At 47.7% G+C, this 17,042-nt stretch carries 16 protein-coding genes; 5 read left to right on the forward strand and 11 right to left on the reverse strand.

Annotation, left to right across the window (positions count from 1 at the left end; genetic code table 11):
- Window positions 1-166: 166 nt before the first annotated feature.
- The 6 genes from QNJ26_09870 to QNJ26_09895 all read right to left on the reverse strand — a co-directional run bounded on the left by QNJ26_09870 (window position 167) and on the right by QNJ26_09895 (window position 3,996).
- Window positions 167-640 carry a hypothetical protein gene (locus QNJ26_09870; GenBank protein MDJ0985840.1) on the reverse strand — a complete coding sequence of 158 codons (474 nt, stop codon included), beginning with the start codon at window positions 638-640 and terminating at the stop codon, window positions 167-169.
- Between the two features lie 192 nt (window positions 641-832).
- The gene (locus QNJ26_09875; protein ID MDJ0985841.1) at window positions 833-1,162 is read right to left on the reverse strand and encodes a PilZ domain-containing protein; all 330 of its coding nucleotides are present in this window, start codon (window positions 1,160-1,162) and stop codon (window positions 833-835) included.
- A gap of 118 nt (window positions 1,163-1,280) precedes the next feature.
- Entirely contained in the window at window positions 1,281-1,586 is a 306-nt protein-coding gene (locus tag QNJ26_09880) for a hypothetical protein (protein ID MDJ0985842.1), read from the reverse strand.
- A 350-nt stretch (window positions 1,587-1,936) separates the two neighbouring features.
- Complete coding sequence (locus QNJ26_09885; GenBank protein MDJ0985843.1) at window positions 1,937-2,416, reverse strand: hypothetical protein; 480 nt, start codon at window positions 2,414-2,416, stop codon at window positions 1,937-1,939.
- Window positions 2,417-2,698: 282 nt separating this feature from the next.
- Entirely contained in the window at window positions 2,699-3,322 is a 624-nt protein-coding gene (locus QNJ26_09890) for a class I SAM-dependent methyltransferase (protein MDJ0985844.1), read from the reverse strand.
- A 152-nt stretch (window positions 3,323-3,474) separates the two neighbouring features.
- Window positions 3,475-3,996, reverse strand: a complete 522-nt coding sequence (locus QNJ26_09895) for a type 1 glutamine amidotransferase domain-containing protein (GenBank protein ID MDJ0985845.1) — start codon at window positions 3,994-3,996, stop codon at window positions 3,475-3,477.
- Window positions 3,997-4,258: 262 nt separating this feature from the next.
- On the opposite strand from QNJ26_09895, the gene QNJ26_09900 reads away from it, so the two are divergent.
- Window positions 4,259-6,322, forward strand: a complete 2,064-nt coding sequence (locus QNJ26_09900; GenBank protein ID MDJ0985846.1) for an ATP-binding protein — start codon at window positions 4,259-4,261, stop codon at window positions 6,320-6,322.
- Between the two features lie 84 nt (window positions 6,323-6,406).
- Here QNJ26_09900 and QNJ26_09905 read toward each other — a convergent pair whose 3' ends face one another.
- Window positions 6,407-9,793, reverse strand: a complete 3,387-nt coding sequence (locus QNJ26_09905; protein MDJ0985847.1) for an AAA family ATPase — start codon at window positions 9,791-9,793, stop codon at window positions 6,407-6,409.
- A gap of 254 nt (window positions 9,794-10,047) precedes the next feature.
- Here QNJ26_09905 and QNJ26_09910 point away from each other — a divergent pair, with 254 nt between their 5' ends.
- A complete protein-coding gene (locus QNJ26_09910) occupies window positions 10,048-10,521 on the forward strand; it encodes a CBS domain-containing protein (protein ID MDJ0985848.1) in 474 nt (157 codons plus the stop codon).
- A gap of 24 nt (window positions 10,522-10,545) precedes the next feature.
- Here the strand turns inward: QNJ26_09910 and QNJ26_09915 are convergent, their stop codons facing one another.
- Window positions 10,546-11,436 (reverse strand): DMT family transporter, encoded by an 891-nt coding sequence (locus QNJ26_09915; GenBank protein ID MDJ0985849.1) that lies wholly within the window; start codon window positions 11,434-11,436, stop codon window positions 10,546-10,548.
- Window positions 11,437-11,731: 295 nt separating this feature from the next.
- Between QNJ26_09915 and QNJ26_09920 the strand changes: the two genes are divergently transcribed.
- Window positions 11,732-12,631, forward strand: coding sequence for an aminotransferase class IV (locus QNJ26_09920; GenBank protein ID MDJ0985850.1), 900 nt, complete (start codon window positions 11,732-11,734; stop codon window positions 12,629-12,631).
- A gap of 115 nt (window positions 12,632-12,746) precedes the next feature.
- Here QNJ26_09920 and QNJ26_09925 read toward each other — a convergent pair whose 3' ends face one another.
- The 3 genes from QNJ26_09925 to QNJ26_09935 form a co-directional block, all read right to left on the reverse strand.
- On the reverse strand, window positions 12,747-13,604 hold the full coding sequence (locus tag QNJ26_09925) for a tetratricopeptide repeat protein (protein MDJ0985851.1): 858 nt from the start codon (window positions 13,602-13,604) through the stop codon (window positions 12,747-12,749).
- A gap of 76 nt (window positions 13,605-13,680) precedes the next feature.
- Window positions 13,681-14,298, reverse strand: coding sequence for a hypothetical protein (locus QNJ26_09930; protein MDJ0985852.1), 618 nt, complete (start codon window positions 14,296-14,298; stop codon window positions 13,681-13,683).
- Between the two features lie 132 nt (window positions 14,299-14,430).
- Window positions 14,431-14,688 (reverse strand): hypothetical protein, encoded by a 258-nt coding sequence (locus tag QNJ26_09935; GenBank protein ID MDJ0985853.1) that lies wholly within the window; start codon window positions 14,686-14,688, stop codon window positions 14,431-14,433.
- Between the two features lie 595 nt (window positions 14,689-15,283).
- Here QNJ26_09935 and QNJ26_09940 point away from each other — a divergent pair.
- Window positions 15,284-15,964 carry a sigma-70 family RNA polymerase sigma factor gene (locus tag QNJ26_09940; protein ID MDJ0985854.1) on the forward strand — a complete coding sequence of 227 codons (681 nt, stop codon included), beginning with the start codon at window positions 15,284-15,286 and terminating at the stop codon, window positions 15,962-15,964.
- 87 nt (window positions 15,965-16,051) lie between these two features.
- A complete protein-coding gene (locus QNJ26_09945) occupies window positions 16,052-16,969 on the forward strand; it encodes a pilus assembly protein PilP (GenBank protein MDJ0985855.1) in 918 nt (305 codons plus the stop codon).
- Window positions 16,970-17,042: the final 73 nt, after the last annotated feature.

The following is a 17,042-nucleotide window of genomic DNA, read 5'->3' on the forward strand; positions in this document are numbered from 1 at the left end:
TTATAACGGACAGCTGGCAACATCAAAATGTGTAAGAAAAATGATACCTACTGTATATTTTTTTATACAGTATCATAGCGAATTGGAAAATAGGGTTGCGGAAATGGCAATCGGGTAAAGGTCATTTGATGTTGGTAAATGGGGACAACAGTCGAAAGTCAGGATATCAAGGCGGGCCGATGTGAATGTTTGCCCTGAACTCTGGCGGCCAGATATTTGGAAAAACATATAGGCTTATGAAAACAGCACCGCCCCAGAAAAGCAATATGAGAACAGAATAAAAAACCCACAATCTTTTTTCTGAATAGACAGTCCCCTTGCCCCTGTACAATTCATCGATGTGTATTTGGCTTTTCCTGACAAAGTCTTTTACGTAATAAGGGATGATCTGGGATGACAGGTATTTAGCGAAATCCTGATCAATTCTTCGGGTGGGAACATGCCAGTTCTCTGCGGATTTTTGGAATGTATCATAGACACTAAAGCCGGTAATCCGCGTTATTTTCTGAAGGTAATCTTCGATCACCGTCGATTCGGCATCGCCGTCTTTTGGTGGCTTGCGGGCATAAGATTTAACCAAATACCCGACTAGCAGAACAGCGCACACGGCACCAATAACGTCTATTAGGGTATTGAACATGGTTTTCTCCCTACACAAACAATAAGGCATTGGAAGCGGATGGCAAGGGGGAGCGGGTTTTGATTTACGTGTGAGGGGTAGCAGGACAGGCGGATCCGTCTTGATCGTTGCGTCGCAACCGGGAAATAAGGCCAGAACTTCTTTGATGATATCATCTGCCCGGTGATTTTAATTTAAAGTGTTTTAAGCCATCTATATTGGCGATCTTTTTTCAAAACGCAACAGCTTGGCTTCCTGATCATTTCGAGAATGGAACAACTCGACTCCGAATCCCTGCTCGTTTTTCCATAGGACCTGACCCTGACGTTTTTTATCTTCTCCGTCCGGGTTTGGATCCACAACAGTGACCAATTCGCCTATAGGCGGGTCCTCTTTGGTCTTGATAAAAAGACCGTTAAGACTGTAGTTCATAAGAAGCCCTTCATAAAATTGACTTCGGGTTGCAAAAAAGATCTCCTGTGAGCATATATGTCGTTTTCCATTCCTGCGCTCATTTTTCGGTTTGATTTTTAAAGCCTCCATTCCCATAGGGTTTAAAATTCCTTTTCTCTTTAGGTTTTAGATAATCAGAAATTAGACTCTCCAGAGTTATTCAAGCCATCACTGAGTCGTTGTTTCATATCGATGCCGCGACACACCATCAAATCCAAAATGAGTGCGGTGCCCGGTCGAATGGAATATAGCCGGGAGGTGTCAATCGAATTAGCCGTCCGTTACGGTCATATTTCTCAACCACCAATTTGCGGTCTTTAACAACCGTTTTTGTAATTGTCGGCCCCTTGTTTTCAATAAATGTGCCGGACAGGCGGGCATGTTCCATGGGTCTATCTTTTCGGTTTCCTGTTTTGCCGGATTGTTCGGTTGCTATTCTGGGATAATGAATTGTATTGAAATAATTTATTCCCGATAGCCGATTGTGCTCCGTTTGATCAATTGCCCCCATCATATGACGCCCTTCTTTACGTCCCTTCTCGACACATGACCAAAACTTTGATGGCCGGGTGGATAGAAGCAATTGCTGTGCCAAACATCTTCATAAATTTTATACTTAATCAAAACAGATGCATAAGACATTTTCCAGCAAATGATAATAACGGGTAGTGTGAAAACAAATCGTGAATATTGTGGATGTTATTTCTTAATACAAAAGTATTAGACCAGATGCGGGATTAATCCTTTTGGTGAGGTGCCGTTGATATGAAATAACAAGAATCTGCAGGAGTTGAGGCCAGGACCAGCTAAACCAGCTTACTGGTACCGAGTCCCAACCTCACTCCCACTTTTATTTATTCCAGGTTACCCGCCAAGATTAGAATTTGTATCACCCGCCTCGAGTATTTTCTTAACATTTGAATCGGGAATAATACTATCAACCGAAATCTTTGCCGGGCCCAGGATTACATTACCTTTGTTCATCGTATCAATTGATGTAATCTGGCCACCTGATATCATTACAACAGAATACAAGCTGTCAGAGACATCGAAGTACAGTGCATATCTTACGACTGATCCACCATCATGCGTGATACCGCCATTGGTGACGACCACCGGCTTGCCGTAGAGTTTCTCCAGCAGATAAACGGCATCCAGCAACTCGTTCTGACCATTGCTTTTCTCGTCGACTTTTATGAGAACACCTTTAGCAGAAGTTTCAATTGCTTGTTTTTCCACCACCTGCTGGTCTTCTTCTATCGCCGTCATCTTAGAGATGGCACTGCAGGAAAAGAATAACAAACACGACAACAATAAGGCACACCATCTTTTTATATTTTTCATTGGTAAGTCCCCCTTTTTTCTTTACTAGTGCTGCAAGAAGCGTGCAAGTGCAGTCATTATTTTGAGTTAAGAGGAAGACATTGCAGCTTTTACAGTAATTTACTCTAACGGGGGATGATAAATATTAAAAAAATTTTATAGAACAACTTACCTGGATTTCTGTATTTTATTTCACAAATCGAAGAAAAAACCGGGTTGCAGGGGTTGCCGCGATAGATCGCCTGCAGTCATTCACAAAATGCCACCCTGTTTTTTCAATGGCGGTTTTGAATACGTTGAGGACTATTTGGATTTGGCTTTAATTCGGAGAATTCGGCCTGCAATGGGTCGCGGCCGCCGGGTGTCCCAGTCATAGACTTTTCCAATTCCCTGCTTGCAAAAATGGTCTACAATCTTTTCAAAGGTGGGTCTTCCGGGGTCGGCAACAAACACCTGCTTGACGCCGTTTTTGAGGGCTTTTTTGATAAGCTTTCGCAATGGATCAACCATGCTGTCCCAGAAGCAAATATCAGCACCGATCATTACATCCGTTTTTTTCAAATCCCGTTTTTTGATCTTTCGTAAATCCGATTTTAGGGTGGATATTTTTTCGCGGTTGATATCAGCATGCAGTCGCAGGTAAGGAAAAACGTCGGGATCCTTGTCCACACCCGTTACAATGGACCCGTGTTTTTTAGCACAATAAATTCCGGCCAGCCCCCAGCCACAGCCCACTTCCATGAGATGCGCCTTTTTGGGCAGCCCCTTTTGTCCCAGGTAGTCCATCAACAACCAGCTGGAAGACCAGTGTTTATTGCCATGGAAGGCGGGGAAATGCTGGCGCTTGAGCTTTCGTATCTGCGGGTGGCGTGACAATAGGAGCCGCACACCATGCGCCTTGATCTCTTTTTTGGCAGATTTTTTCATTTAGATTGACCTTAGAAATTTTCTTACTTTATTGAATGTTGATCTGAAAATCAATAGTTGTGGGTTCCGATTCAAATGCGGGGGCTGAGCATACCGAGCATTATGAGAAATACCAGGTTTTAAACTTTAATTCGAAGCACACATTTATTGGTTTACTGCAGCGCTTTGATAAGTTCCCGGCAATAAATCGGAATATCTGCCACCACACGACCCCATACCATGTTGTTTTCCCGGAAGGCCGGCTCATCCGTCCAGATAGCACCGGCGTTTTCCAGATCATCTTTGATTCCGGTACTGCCTGTGGCCCGCATGCCTTCGCAAATTCCGGCACTGGCCGCCACCCAGCCGGCATGACAGATGAATCCAAGAATTTTGCCCTGATTGTTCATTTCACGGACCAACTGCAGGATATCGGGATCCCGGCGCAGCTTGTCCGGCGCCCAGCCGCCGGGCACCAGCAATGCATCCAGTTGATTGGCGGTAATTTCGTTGGCAGCAATTTCACTTGTGGCAGTCAAGCCGCCGCTTTTACTGGTGTAGGTTTCACCACCCTTGGCCGCGATCACCCGGACTTGTGCGCCCTCTTCCATGACGCGCATATAGGGCACCCAGAATTCCAGGTCCTCATATCCGGGTCCAACGAGGATACCGATCGTTTTGCCTTCAAGCCGCATCTTTGCCTCCTTGTCTGTTATTCAGGCAACATTTAATCATACCGATAGTTAACCACAAGATACGATTAAAATTGGCCGCGTCAACCAGTCAAAAGAAGGATTTAAGCGCTGATTCCTCTATGAATTGAAAATCGTCCAAAGGCGGGCAGCAAAGCTGTCTGTGGGACGCATGTTGCAACTTCAAAATTTGTGCACATCTTGAGAAATCAGCTAAGCATGCTCGCAAATTATGAACCGGTCCTGTGCGTGCGGATGAATTTATATGGATGCTATTGCGGATAAACTCGAAAACGCTTTAAAGACGAATTTGACGGCCATACGGTCTGCGGTTGCAGAGCTGCCTGACGCCCGACTGCCATGGGATAGCGGTGACACGATTGATTTGGTTGCTCAGGGAAACCGGCTGATCGACTGCCTTGAAAATTGGCTGCTGGATGATGAACAAATGCAGATTTTAAGCATGCAGCCAGAACACCTGCTCACCCTGTATGCAGCGGCCTATCTGGTCGACATTGGCCTGACGGATGGCAGGCAGCAGCCGGCACCCCGCTACGGCGAGCCTCATTATATCCGCTCCGCTGAGCTGATCCGCGACAACTGGAAAGCGCTGGGAATTACCGATGCTGCTTTTGCCGACAACATTGCAGGCGTGTGCCTGAGTGCAGGATACGACAACAGCACTGACCTTGCAGCAGCGCTCACAAAGCATACAACGGTAAATGTAGCGCTGCTGGCCGCATGCCTTCAACTAGGACGGGAGCTGGATTTATCAACAGCAACAACCCTATGGCAGATCTACAGCCACTTGCCGACACAAGATCGCTTTAAGCTTGGTGAGCTAAAAGACTATTTCAGCGTCTCTGATATCGGTCCCCACCCGTATTTAAACGGCACAATCCGCCTTAAAATCCAGTGCAGCGATCCTGAAATACACCGGGCTCTCAAACACCACGAACGCTGGGTGCAGCAACTGCTTGAAAATATGAACCAAAGGGTGCGCCCGCGGTTTTTGTATTCCGATGTGATCTATGAAATCGAGCCCCAAGGGTATACGCCCATCGACTTGAAGTTTAATGTCGATTCCTCTGCCGGCCTGCAGCTGTTCATGGGCAACCGCTTATATTCGGACAAGCGTGTTTTTTTGCGCGAGCTGATTCAGAACGCGGTGGATGCCTGCAACTACCGCAAGCTGGTCGATCCAGCCTATTCGCCGACCATATTGATTGAATTCAGCGATGATATCAGTGTCATCAAAATGCGCGACAACGGGATCGGCATGACGCGTCAGTGGATTGAAAAATATTTTCTGGCAATCGGTATCTCTTTTTACCAGTCCAACGAGATCAGAGATATCAATCAGGATACCCGGATTGATTTTGGATTTATCAGTCAGTTTGGCATTGGATTTTTATCCAGTTTTCTGGTGGCAAAAAAAATTGAGATCAAAACGCGCAAAGCAGGGCATGCCGGGCTGATGATTACGATTAGCGGCCTGCGAGATTATTTTGATGTCAGGATTTTAGACGAAGACCTACCGGTGGGCACCGAAGTGATCCTGCATCTGAAGGCCTCGAAAATTAAATACTGCCGCAGCCTGGAATTTGCCGGCTACCTTAAAACCAATATTCGATTTTTGCAGATACCGGTCGGTTTCAAAGATGAGCAGGGCAAAACCATAACCATCGGCCGGGAGCAGCTTGCTTACAAAATCGCTAAAAGCGCTGGTCCCGTATTTCTGGCACCTCTGAAATTTAAAGACGCCGAGGGGTATGTTCGTCTGGGTGCAAAGAATTTAGGAGACCATATCCATGCCCTGGAAACCGCCAGCGGGGGGGTATCGGTGTTCCAGGACGGCATTTTTGTCACTCAGATCGCCGCCTTGCTCCCCGAAGGCGCCCGGCAGTATGTGGTTACCCGTATTAACCTGATGGGCCAGGATAAATGCGAGCTGAGCATGGACCGCAACCGCATATTCTGGACAGCCGAGCAGCTTCATCATATTAAAAAGGTCATCCGCTATGGGCTGGTGGATGTGGCCAACCAGTTGATGAGCGTCGTTGAGGCCCAGGACGTATCGCAAAATACCCTCAACAGCATCATCAACAACCTGGCCATATTTTTTGACTTCAGTGACGTCGACGACCTGATGTACGATCAGTTGTGTGAGCCGCTGCGCAAAAAAGTTGAAAAGCGATTCAGGGATTTTGTGCGCATCAGTTTTTCCCAGAAGCAGCGTGTCAGCGGCACAGTTGAAGCAGACGGCTATAACGAGATCTGGCAGCGCGCGGTTCTTCAATCCTTTGTTAAGCCAAAAGACGCTAATTAATTGATTGGGTAAATGGTTAATTAAAAAGAACCAGGTTTAAGGGCAACACTATTGGGACTGCAGTGAATGCCGCATGGTCACCTTTTAACCAAACAGGTCGAAATCGCCCCCCAGTACTCTATCGATGAGGCCGGTGCGGTAGTTTCGCACGGCATCGCGAACGAGTGGTGAGGGTTCGCGCCGGTAGCGTCTGACAACGATTGCTCTGGCGGTTTTTTCAGCTGACAAACCGAATTTAGCCTGACGTAACTGATCTTGTTTGCCGCTTGTCGGCGATTCGGGCTGTCCTACAACTTTTACCCGAACGCTAATCCGGTCGTAAGAAGTACCTTTTTTTGGAATTTCCAGCACGTGTAAACCAGATTCTGGCTTGAGGATAGAATAGGCGCCGAGCCCGCTGATAGCTAAAATAATAGAATCTGCGGCCGAATCAGAAGTTCCAAGGCTCTCAAGCAGGTCCTGGCGCATTCGTCGATTATGGCACCACCGCTGATACATCTCCTGAAGCTGTTTGATGAATGACGCGCCGGGCTGCTCCGGCGATGAAGGAGCTGGACCTGATTCGAGCATAAGGTAGGCATCCTGCGGAAGATTCTGATTGAGGCTCTGGTTGGCTTCGTCTAAAAGATAAAGCTGTTCTGCTAAACGCGTAATGATTTTCCTGGAGTAAATTCGCTTGGTTCTATCATCCGGGCCTTTGAGTCGTCTTAACAAAGACCCAGCGGTTTTGAGTGCAGCTTCAATGCGATCCATGAACTCAACCCGGCCAAGCACAGCATAGCAGTCCGGTTTCTGCCAGAATTCAGGACCGGCAATTTGCTGCAAAGCATCACTTTTTTGAGCCTGCCAGTCGGATGAAGCAACCGACCGGCTGATATGTGAATAAATGTCGGCCAAATGATCGGCTTCGGTTTTCAGCCCTTCGGATGCCAGGATCATCTTTTTCACACCGGGTGTCAGAAAGGATACTTCCTCGGTCGGCTTCAGGGGATCGCTATCGGCGGGAACGCTCAGCGGAGCATCCGGATCAATAAATTCCACCTCGATGCTGTTGTTGTCCGATCGGACGAACAAAAATTGATCGCCTTCAGGATGCTGGTGATTGACAATGGTCATGGATAGCGGCGCCAGAAGATATTGTTCGATGGCACGCTTGAGAGGCCTAGCGCCCAGATCTCTGGTAAAGCCTTTCTCCAAAAGGAAATTAATAGCCGATTCTTCCCACTCCACTGCCCATTCACGATTGCGAAGACCGCGGCGTTCCAGTGCCATGTCAAGTTCTTTAAAAAGAATCTCATGCATGACCGAACGGCTAAGAGGGTGAAATACCACGACACGGTCCAGTCGGTTGACAAACTCGCGCCGGAAAGTGCTGCCAATCGCTTTTTGTACCTGATGCATGGAAAAGGAGCTGGCATCGGGATTGAACCCAATGCCGTCACCGGGCTTGATGGTAGCCCCCAGGTTGGAGGTCAGAATGATAATGGCATAGCGAAAATTAGCGGTGTTTCCCTGTCGATCGGTGAGCCGACCATCATCAAACACCTGCAGAAAAAGGTCCCAGATGTTGGGGTGGGCTTTTTCAAATTCGTCCAGCAACACAACAGAGAAGGGCTGCTTACGGATTTCATTGACCAGTGCGCCGGCGCCGGAAAAACCGTCTTTTGCAGCACTCCCCAGAATGCGGTCCTCCGATTCGGCGATTTTGAATTCGCTCATGTCCAGTCGAATCATACGCTCCGGAGAGCCGAAGAGAAACTGGGCCAATGCTTTGGCAATCTCGGTTTTCCCTGTCCCGGTGGGGCCGGCAAACAAGAACACCCCCAGAGGACGCATCGGATCGGTCAGGCCGGCTTTGATCATAGCGATGCGCTCCACAAGACAGTCCACAGCCTCGGCCTGCCCCAGCACGTGTTGCTGGAAAAGCGCGCGTAGCTCGCTGATATCCAAACCTTCGCGCTCATCGAGAATGGTCCGCGGCAGGCCGGTAATATGAGACAGGGTACGGTACAAATCATCGATACTCAAAGCCCGCACGGGTTCTCCATCAGTTAGCAAACCCTGGCTCGTGATCTTTAAAAAATCGAGCAGATTACCCGGCGCAGCACTATCACCCAAAAATTGTTTGACCATCTGCTGGGCTTCCAACAATGCTTCGCGTTCAATCAGAGGTGCTTGGCCATCCTGGATGGTCTGAAGCCCTGCCCATTTTTTGGCCAGCTCCAATGTCAGACCATCATCCAGTGCTTCTATATGAATAATGTCAAAAGTGGTTTTGATACGCGGATTCTCTCGGGTGATCTGCTCAAGGGCTGCTGGACGGACCTCGCCAACAATGGTTATTGCTCCGCTGTCGATATAGGGCATGAGCATATCTAAAATACCAGCCGGATTGTAGCGATGGCGGCCCGTATACATTAGCTCATGGAACCCGGGAACGAACCAGATCACTCCACGCCTGCGACCCAGGTTCTTGATGACTTCTAGCAGACGTTTTTCCAGCTCGCCCAGGTAGGATTGGCCGGCGATGATATCTGCCGCCGAGGCTTCAAAAAACAATATCCCTTTGCCGGCCAGCTGCTGCGCCAGCGCACGAATGTGGGTTGTTTTACCGACCCCGGCATCTCCGGTTAAAATAACCGAGCGGCAAGGGTCACCAGTAACGGATTGCTCCATCCGGTTGAGAATGGATTGCATTTCATCGCTCAAATGAACACAAGGATCCGCCTCCAAAGGCTCCCATAAGCGGCCCACTGTCTTGAGGTATTCACGATCCAACTGAGTATCGGAAGCTTGCTGAATTTCTTCTTTGAGCGGTTCAAGCCCGGGATGGTTGAGTGCCACAATCAGGTCGGAAGCCTCATTCAACTGCTGGGAATCGGTATCTTTCAAAAGGGTGCCAAAAGTCAGGCGTTCATCGATATCAAGGCGCTGGTTGATAAAATCCTTAAGAATTTGAAGGATCAGCTGATCTTCCTTCCACCATTCCGGTGCTTTGAGCAATGCGGGACCGACGACTGGCTTGGTGTCGTCTATACCCAGCAATCGAAAAGCAAAAAAAAGTGTCCAGCCATAGCGACTTCCGATATGCGATATTATTTGATCGATAGTGGATTGGGATAAGGTGCGCTGGCTCAGCGCTTCCAACGCCATGCAACCGATGGGCACGTTGTGTCCGGCATAGTATTCAATGAGCTGCTCGTCTGAATACTGCCCGGTAGAGAGGATTTGCACACCCTGCTGAAAGATGGTATTTTCCAGAAGATCTTTGGGATGGGCCGCCTGTTCAAAAAAGCCCATCATGCGCTGTGCAAGATCATAAAGCCGCGTCGTGCTCCCTGATGATGGCTTCATCTTCGGTGGAAGCGAAAAATCAGGTTGCTGATGCGGGGCTTTTGAAATGAGCCATTTGATCGCAAATCCGAGGAAAATGCCGACCAGCAATATGATGCCTATATTGAGATATTCCATATATTGATTCCTTGGCTGCGAGTTAACAGGAAACACGAACGCTTGTTGCGGCAATCATCGGTCTTTTATGTATTTTCTTAGAACCTTAACAAAGGCGCCGGCAGGATTCAATATAAACCCGTTTTTCGAAAAGAGCGGCGGAAAGTCATCAAAAATACCTTTTCACGTTTCCGCTCAGCTCTGAAGGCATGATTTGATTGCCCTGTAGATTCATCATTGAAACTGAAAATCACTGAAAGGGGTAAAATATTACCATGCTTAAAGCAAAAGATATTATGACAAGTGAGATCATAACCGTTTCCCCTGATACTGAGATTGCGACTGCCGCTAAAATTCTCTTGGAAAAGCGAATCAATGGGCTTCCAGTAATGGATGCCTTCGGCAGACTGGTCGGCATTCTGTGCCAGAGTGATCTGGTCGCCCAGCAAAAAAGTTTTCCCATTCCATCCGTGTTCACTCTGCTGGAGAGTTTTATTCCGTTGACATCCATAAAGCGGATTGACAAAGAGGTGGAGAAAATTGCAGCCTTAGAAGTGAAACAAGCCATGACACCCGATCCTGTGACCGTCAACCCGGAAACCGATATCGAGGATGTCGCCAAATTGATGGTCGATCAAAAATATCACACACTGCCTGTAGTGGAAGGTGATAAAGTTGTCGGAATTATCGGTAAAGAGGATGTTCTGAAGACATTGGTATCCGGATCGCAAATAAAAGAAAGCATTTAGGAAGGAAATGCTGGCCGGCAATCATTAACCAACGTTAGCACGACTTTCACGCCTGATCAAGTAAAGCCCGCTGGATATGATAATCAAGGCCCCCAAGACGGTCATCGTATCCGGCAAGTCTCCGAACAGGAAAAAGCCCAGCAGCGTCGCCCAAATCAGGGTAGTGTAATCAAATGGCGCCAGCAATGATGCCGGTGCCAGTCCATAGGCCTTAATCATTAAATAATGACCCACCGCTCCTAAAAATCCCAGCCAGCCTAAAAGAAACCATTGTGGCAGAGAAGGCGTGACCCAAAAAAACAATACGCCAATCGTGCAAATGATAGCTCCGCAAGCACTGGAATATAGCAAAGTCGTTAGCGCAGCGTCTGTCCGGCCGAGAATTCGCGTTGAGATTTGAACCCCAGCATATAAAAGAGCAGTGATGAGGGGTAGTATGGATACCCAATTAAAAATGGTAAATCCGGGCCGCATGACGACCGTCACACCGATAAAGCCTATTATTACAGCGATCCAGCGGTGTTTGTCGACAATTTCACCTAAAAGCGGGGCCGCAAGGATTGTTACCAATAAGGGTGATACAAAAAGAATGACCACACAATCTGCCAACGGCAAAAACATCAATGCCAACCAGAATGTGAGTGTCGCAGCCACCAGAAAAATTGAACGCAGAAGCTGCAATTTTATATTTTTTGTGTGAATGATATCAGCAGGTGCGCCACTGAAAAAGAAAAGTGCTACAAAGAAAAAATTGAAGGCATAACGGCCCCATAATAGCACGAACAAAGGAAGTGCATTGCTCAGGTATTTGGCCGAGGCATCTAAAGAAGAAAAGCAGATCGTCATAAAGATGATCAAACCGATCCCCTTCAGCGAATTGCTTACAGGAAGCGAGATGGTAGGTTTATCTGACACCGGAGAACAATATCCTTTTCTGTGTGAAAACGGATTTAATTGCAAGCGGCTCGTATTTATCAAAGCCCGGGGGGCTGTGTCAATGGATTGAAATAGGGTTAAAAGGTTCCCGCCTCCGCTAACGCTCCGGAGGGCAGGCAGGGTTCAAATTTCAGGGGTTCAGAGCAAATAAGAGGATCACCATTCCTCAAAATAAAAGGATGAATTTTCGTGTCCGTAAGATATTTGTGATATTTTCATATTTGCGGTAATAAAAATCTGATTAGTAATTAAAAAACATGAAAGGATAATAAGGATGGCTGACTTATCAAAAGGTGTGGCTTATGTTGATGGACACATCGTGCCTGTAGAGGAAGCTAAGATCTCGTTGCTTGACTGGGGTTTCCTGCATTCGGATGCGACATACGATGTCGCCGGTGTGTTGGCGGGAAAGTTTTTTCGGCTTGAGGATCATATTGAACGTTTCTTTGCCAGTATGGAAAAACTGCAATTATCAATTCCATACAGCCGCAGCGATTTGCGCGATATTTTAATGGACTGCGTCAGAGCAAGCGGATTGCGGGATGCCTATGTCGAAATGATTTGTACCAGGGGACAGCCCAAACCAGGCTCACGCGACCCACGGACCTGTAAGAACCAATTCTTTGCTTTTGCCATCCCCTTTATCTGGATTGCAACACCAGAAAAGCAAATAAAAGGACTACACCTCATTATCAGTCGCTGGCAGCGTATACCCCCGGAATCAGTCGACCCCACCGTAAAAAACTATCACTGGCTCGACATGGTTATGGGTCTATTCGAAGCTTACGAACGTGGCGGCGAAACTGCAGTTGTTGTCGATTCACAGGGGAATTTGGTCGAGGGTCCAGGTTTCAACATTTTTGCGGTAAACGGTAGCACACTGACAACGCCGGGGGCAGGTGTGCTGGAGGGCATGACGCGCAGAACCACAATTGAGATAGCGCCTGATTGCGGCTATGAAGTCGTGCAGCGCAATCTTCCTGCTGATGAAGCACTTGCTGCTGATGAAGTATTTATCACAACGACCGCCGGCGGTATCATACCGATTACAAAAATCAACGGGCAGGCGATCGGTAAAGGTGCACCCGGCCCGGTGACACAAAAATTGCAAAAACAATATTGGGAAGTACACGCAGACCCACGCTACACGATTCAAATCGACTATAGCGTATAGGTATGCAGCCGTCTCATCAGAACGTGCCAGAGGCGAATACATTCGCCACAAAGATTGGCGATTGAGCCGATTAGCTTTATTTTTGATAGATATTCAACAGGAAGTGATTTGAAGTTCAGGGTATTGAAGGGCAGGCGCCGACGTTTCTGGCTACTTCTAAATATTTGCAAGAACCCAATTCACAGGCTTTTAACAAATCCGCGCAAAACCGTCTGTTCTGACCCATGCGGCCATAGAAAATGCCGCGCTTGGCGTAAGCTTTGGCAAAACCCGGATCGATCTCGATGGCGCGGTTATAATCAATCACGGCCCTCTGGTAATTGCCCTTGGCATCATAGACAAGTCCCCGGCTGTAATAAGCTCTGGCAAACTCAGGGTTTATCTGTATGGCCTTGCTGATATCCGCAATGGCTTCGTCATATTGCTTTTTGGCTGAAGCAAAAATAAGCCCACGGTTGAAATAGGCATCCGCAGACAAGGGGTCTAGCTCAATGGCTTTATTGAAATCGGATATGACCTGATCATACTGGCGCTTTCTAATGTAGGCATTGCCCCGGTTAATGTAGGCCTCGACAGATCTCGGGTTTAATTCCAGAGCCTTATTGCAGTCCGCGATCGCCTTATCGGCCTGTCCTAATTTCCGGTAAGCAATCGCACGATGATTGTAAAACTCTTCATTATCAGGATCTAGCGCGATGGCCGTATCGTAATCCGAGATCGCTTTTTCATACCGGCCAAGGTTTCTATGGGCATTGCCTCTGTGAAGGTAAGCCTCGGCAAACTCCGGATGATTCACTATGACCCTGTCACAAAAGACAATCGATTGATCATATTGCCCTTCTTGGGCATACGCGATGCACTCCTGCAAAGGACCTTTCGATTCCGGTTCTTTGCGATCCACGGTGGTTGAGCATCCGGTTAAAAGTGCAAGCAGCAAAGATATGTTTAACGCGTATTGAAATAATATAGACATACCACGTTAACCACACATTCCCGGTTGAGGTTAAGATTGAGAGCCGGCCCGATGCTGGCGCCCGCCCATGTTGCTGTCAGCGCGCTGCCGCTGAGTTCCGATCCTTGCCGGACAAATAGTGATGCCATAGCATCCTGGCCGCAACTGACCGGAAAGGTCGCCAGTCCTCGGCAATTGCGGCCAAAGTAGATGGCGGTGGATTCCGCTCAAGTCCCTTCACCTTGCGCACTGTGTTGAGCAGTGCAATGTCCCCTGAGGGCCATACATCTGGCCTGCGCAGGGCCATCAAAAGATAGATATCCGCAGTCCAGGGACCAATGCCTTTGATTTGTGTGAGCGCGTTCACGGCAGCCGGGTCATCCATTCTGGACAGGGCCTTTAGATCGAGATGGCCTTCAAGAATGGCCTCAGCCACATTCATACAATAGACCGCTTTCTGCCGCGTGATTCCCAGCGATCTCAGATATGATGGGCCCACTTCCAAAAAATGTTTTGGCGTAAACAGCACCAGCTTATCTTTGAGACGACGGTACATGGCCATGGCAGAAGCAAGCGACACCTGTTGTTCTAAAATAATGTGAATCAGAGTTGAAAAACAAGGTTTTCTTGCCCAAAGAGGCGGCACGCCGTTTTCCTCGAAAAGGCGCGCGAGGTCATCATCGCGCTCAGCCAGGTATGCAACGCCTTCTTTCAAACGATTTTTCGTCAGCCATGGGCTCATCCCTAAAATGGATATCAAAGCCAGGGGCATCTTTCAAGGGACAGGGTGTCACAGAGGCAAGCGTGCGCGATTGAATGTTAACGGTGGGCAGTTAATGGTACAGCCCTATTCTTTTAGGGATTTTTCCATATCATCCAGTCGTTCTTCTTCTTGATCTGCGGCAGAACGTGCTTTGTTAAGCGGCGTTCGAATCCGGTTGACCACTTCCTTAGCAGCGTTATCGGTCATTTCCTCAATCACGCCTTTTTGCGGTTCAGATTCGGCTTCCGGGTTATTGGAACAGGCAAACAGCACCGCCGCAGCAAGAAACACTGCCAGCACAAAAAATGTCATCCGTTTTATCATAATAGTAGGGAAGTCCATAAAATTTTTACCTTCCTTATATCAGAATTAAGCTAAATGTCTCTGTTGAACATATCATCTGGCTTTTAATTGGAGCAATTCAATAACAGATCAATGAATGTAGTGAGTCAATAGAAATATTTAAAGACAGTTTTGTGGTCGGACTTGCATTTTTGATCCACTTTGGATTTTGCACCGCACTTAGGGCAACGGATGCGATCCCATTCGGCTTTGATCGTTATTTTTTCAAAGAAGCCATGCTTTTTGCATATAAATTGATATACCGGCACGCTGGTCTCCCTGGCTGAAAATAGGTTAGACGGATGGCCGCCTCTAATCTGCATTATCGGCTTAAAAATTTATTTACTTTAGTTTTTTCAGCTGTTTAGAACAAAAGCCGGGTCGAGCTAATTTCAATATTGACGCCCTTCTGCACTACCCCCCGTCATGTTCTTGTCGTCGATAGGTTTTCGAAAGGTCACCGTAAAGCGCAACATGCCTTCTCACCACTCAAGTTAGACTTTTAATCGGCCGATATAATTGTACATAAGCCGGGTTGTGCCGTTGCTCTCATGGCTGTCCAGATCCGGCAGAAGGTGCTAGCACAGAGCCGTATATGAAAAATCATCGAAAACATATGGATTATGATCTGGGACGTAAAATCTGCCAAGATCTGCGTTCCGGCTATCGCAGTGCGATCATAGAGCTGTATAACCGCTACGCCCATTTTTTTGCAGCCTTTGCCAACCGCCGGCTATTCGACAAGGATCCGCACGCGATTGAAAGCGTACTTTCAACGTTCTGGCTGGAGCTGTTGAGCGGCAAAGCCATCTGCAGATACAATGGCCGCGCCTCCCTGCAGACCTATTTGACGATCATTCTGAACAGGCGCATCATCGACGCCAATCGAAAATTCGCGCGGCAGCACAACGAAGCTGCGCTTACCGATGTTAACCCAGCAGGCTTTCAATGCGACAGCCAACATAACCCGGAAACGGAAATTATCGGCAAGGAGCAGCGCAAACTGATTCAAAAAGCCCTGGTGCAGCTATCCGACCTATTTCCCAGAGATGCCAATCTGATCCGGATGAACCTTGAGGGCCTGACTTACGAACAGATGGCCAATAGGGAACTAAATGGCGACAGCTCGGACCCGCAGGAATTAAAACGCAGGGTAGAGGCCATTAAAAAACAATTTACCCGTAAAGAGACCGGCTCGATGGCCAAATTCAAAAATGTATTAACCAGATGTCTGGATACCGATGGGCTGGATTATCGAGAGTTGTTTAATCGATGAAAGATAATGTCACCCATGATCTCATATGGGCGACTATAACAGATGAAAGCGTTGGTATCTTGCGATATCAATGGAACAGGATGACAGATGATCGAAAAACATTTGGACAAGACTGAAAAAACAGAGCAGTTAATGGACTCTTTACGGAACGGGTATGCTGGCGACTCCCAAAAGGCCCTTGAGGAGTGTCCGTTCTCCGAGCAGGCGATCGCCTATGCATTTGAAGAACTGGCACCGGATGCGCAACAAACAATGGAGGAACACCTCGAGCACTGCCTGACCTGCATGGATCTGATTCTCGATACCCGCACATCCGAAATCGAGTCCCGAGAGCAGGCCAAACAACCACCAAAGGTTTTACCCGCCCTGTCGGATACCATCAATCAGCCGCAAAAAGTCTCTTTGATCGATAAAATAGCGGGCAGCACTTTTATGACGCTTAAAATCATTGCAGCGCCGGTGGCAGTGGTGTGCTTTATGCTCATCATTTCCAGACTGGACATATTGAACAATATCCATTTCACCCATAGACCGACACAAACCACAGAATGGTCGCAGCCTATCTCAAACAAAACAGCCCCTGCTGCTAATGCCAGAAAAAAACAAGCCCAATTATCCGTCACCAGCACACAGGATAGTCCTTCCATGGTTAATTCGTTTTCGATGCATGAGGGCTGGGCGGTGGATCCTTTTGAGCCAGCAATCGGAAACAAATCCCGACAGGCTGTCAAAAATAAAGCCCGACCCCGCACCCCGCTTGAAACGCTGGATCCGAGCCAGTTAAAGCTGGTGGGAGTGATGCTTTCGGATAATGGCAACAAAGCCATAGTTGAAGACGCGACCGGCAAAGGACATGTTATCCGGGAAGGCACTTATATCGGCACAAGCGCCGGAAAAGTCAGCCAGATATTAAAAGACCGAATTATCATCACAGAAGAAATTGAAGACGTATATGGTAGAATCGTTATTCAGAAAAGGGTCATTAAACTGAACAAGCCTCAATAGACCCACCGATTGCATCAAAAATTTATTCAGATGCGGTCTGAAAAAATGTCACTTTTCCTGCCCCCTTTGCGAC

The organism is Desulfobacterales bacterium, from assembly GCA_030066985.1.
GTDB lineage: Bacteria > Desulfobacterota > Desulfobacteria > Desulfobacterales > JAHEIW01 > JAHEIW01.

What these genes read in the sequence shown, in the direction of transcription:
- QNJ26_09885 (MDJ0985843.1), bottom strand. Translation starts at nt 2,416, where the DNA reads ATGAAAAATATAAAAAGATGGTGTGCCTTATTGTTGTCGTGTTTGTTA.
- QNJ26_09895 (MDJ0985845.1), bottom strand. Translation starts at nt 3,996, where the DNA reads ATGCGGCTTGAAGGCAAAACGATCGGTATCCTCGTTGGACCCGGATAT.
- QNJ26_09875 (MDJ0985841.1), bottom strand. Translation starts at nt 1,162, where the DNA reads ATGGAGGCTTTAAAAATCAAACCGAAAAATGAGCGCAGGAATGGAAAA.
- QNJ26_09940 (MDJ0985854.1), top strand. Translation starts at nt 15,284, where the DNA reads ATGAAAAATCATCGAAAACATATGGATTATGATCTGGGACGTAAAATC.
- QNJ26_09870 (MDJ0985840.1), bottom strand. Translation starts at nt 640, where the DNA reads ATGTTCAATACCCTAATAGACGTTATTGGTGCCGTGTGCGCTGTTCTG.
- QNJ26_09920 (MDJ0985850.1), top strand. Translation starts at nt 11,732, where the DNA reads ATGGCTGACTTATCAAAAGGTGTGGCTTATGTTGATGGACACATCGTG.
- QNJ26_09890 (MDJ0985844.1), bottom strand. Translation starts at nt 3,322, where the DNA reads ATGAAAAAATCTGCCAAAAAAGAGATCAAGGCGCATGGTGTGCGGCTC.
- QNJ26_09910 (MDJ0985848.1), top strand. Translation starts at nt 10,048, where the DNA reads ATGCTTAAAGCAAAAGATATTATGACAAGTGAGATCATAACCGTTTCC.
- QNJ26_09900 (MDJ0985846.1), top strand. Translation starts at nt 4,259, where the DNA reads ATGGATGCTATTGCGGATAAACTCGAAAACGCTTTAAAGACGAATTTG.
- QNJ26_09935 (MDJ0985853.1), bottom strand. Translation starts at nt 14,688, where the DNA reads ATGGACTTCCCTACTATTATGATAAAACGGATGACATTTTTTGTGCTG.
- QNJ26_09925 (MDJ0985851.1), bottom strand. Translation starts at nt 13,604, where the DNA reads ATGTCTATATTATTTCAATACGCGTTAAACATATCTTTGCTGCTTGCA.
- QNJ26_09945 (MDJ0985855.1), top strand. Translation starts at nt 16,052, where the DNA reads ATGATCGAAAAACATTTGGACAAGACTGAAAAAACAGAGCAGTTAATG.
- QNJ26_09905 (MDJ0985847.1), bottom strand. Translation starts at nt 9,793, where the DNA reads ATGGAATATCTCAATATAGGCATCATATTGCTGGTCGGCATTTTCCTC.
- QNJ26_09880 (MDJ0985842.1), bottom strand. Translation starts at nt 1,586, where the DNA reads ATGATGGGGGCAATTGATCAAACGGAGCACAATCGGCTATCGGGAATA.